This is a genomic window from Acidovorax sp. KPB24-03, assembly GCF_057546605.1.
Map to the genome: position 1 here is coordinate 1 of NZ_BAAJYR010000651.1, position 1,383 is coordinate 1,383.

Below are 1,383 nucleotides of genomic sequence, written 5' to 3' on the forward strand. Positions count from 1 at the left end.
CCCTGGCCCGCATGGCCGCGAGCGGGCGCACGGCCTTCGTCAACATCAGCCCGGCGCGCGACGACCTGGCGGCCGTGCCCACCGCCGAGTGGCTGCCGATCCGCCCCGGCACCGACACCGCGCTGATGATGGGCCTGGCCCACGTGCTGGTCACCGAAGGCCTGCACGACGCCGCCTTCTGCGCCCGCTACACCGTGGGCTTCGACCGCGTGCGCGACGCCCTGCTGGGCCACGGTGCCGACGGCACCGCCAAGACGCCCGAATGGGCCGCCGCGCAGACCGGCATTCCCGCCGAGCGCATCGTGGCGCTGGCGCGGCGCATGGCCCGCCAGCGCACCCTCGTCAACTGCACCTACTCGCTGCAGCGCGCTCGGCACGGCGAGCAGCCGTTCTGGATGGCCGTCACGCTGGCCGCGCTGCTGGGCCAGATCGGGCTGCCCGGCGGCGGCTTCGGCCTGGGGTACGGCTGCATGAACTACATCGGCAGCGGGCACGGCAGCTTCTCGGGCGCGCGCCTGCCGCAGGGGCACAACCCCGTGGGCGCCTTCATCCCCGTGGCGCGCATCGCCGACATGCTGCTGCAGCCCTGCGAGCCCTTCGACTACAACGGCGAACGCCGTCGCTACCCCCATGCCCGCCCGCTGTACTGGGCCGGCGGCAACGTGTTCCACCACCACCAGGACCTGAACCGCACCATCGAGGCCTGGCAACGGCCCGAGACCATCGTGACGCACGAACAGATGTGGACGGCGCAGGCCAAATACTCCGACATCGTGCTGCCCGCCACCACCTCGCTGGAGCGCGACGACATCGGCAGCGCCGGCAGCGAGCCACGCATGATCGCCATGCGCGCGGCCATCGCGCCCGTGGGCGAGGCCCGCGACGACTACGCCATCTTCCGCGCGCTGGCCGCGCGGCTGGGCTTCGAGGCCGCCTACACCGAAGGGCGCGACACGGCGCAATGGCTGCGCCACCTGTACGAAGCCGCCCGGCCACGCGCGGAGGCGGCGGGCATCGCACTGCCATCGTTCGACGCGTTCTGGAGCGCCGGCCACCTCGAGTGCCCCGGCCCGCCGCGCCCGTGGTGCTGCTGGAACGCTTTCGGCAAGACCCGGCCGCGCACCCGCTGCCCACGCCCTCGGGGCGCATCGAGCTGTTCTCGCAGACCATCGACCGCTTCGGCTACGGCGACTGCCCGGGCCAGGCCACGTGGTTCGCGCCCGAGGCATCGGCCTGGCCCATCCACCTGCTGTCGCACCAGCCCGCGGCGCGGCTGCACAGCCAATACGACCACGGCCGCGTGAGCCGCGCCACCAAGGTGCAGGGCCGCGAGCCGATCACGTTGAACCGCGCCGACACGCTGCGCCGCGGCATCGCCGGGGG

General features: G+C 73.5%; 1 protein-coding gene. It reads left to right on the forward strand.

Features of this window, described 5'->3' with window-relative positions; genetic code table 11:
- Window positions 1-1,304, forward strand: a 1,304-nt coding sequence (locus tag AC27KI_RS24855) for a molybdopterin-dependent oxidoreductase (RefSeq protein WP_487116455.1), incomplete at its 5' end; no start/stop codon positions are given.
- Window positions 1,305-1,383 lie beyond the last annotated feature (79 nt).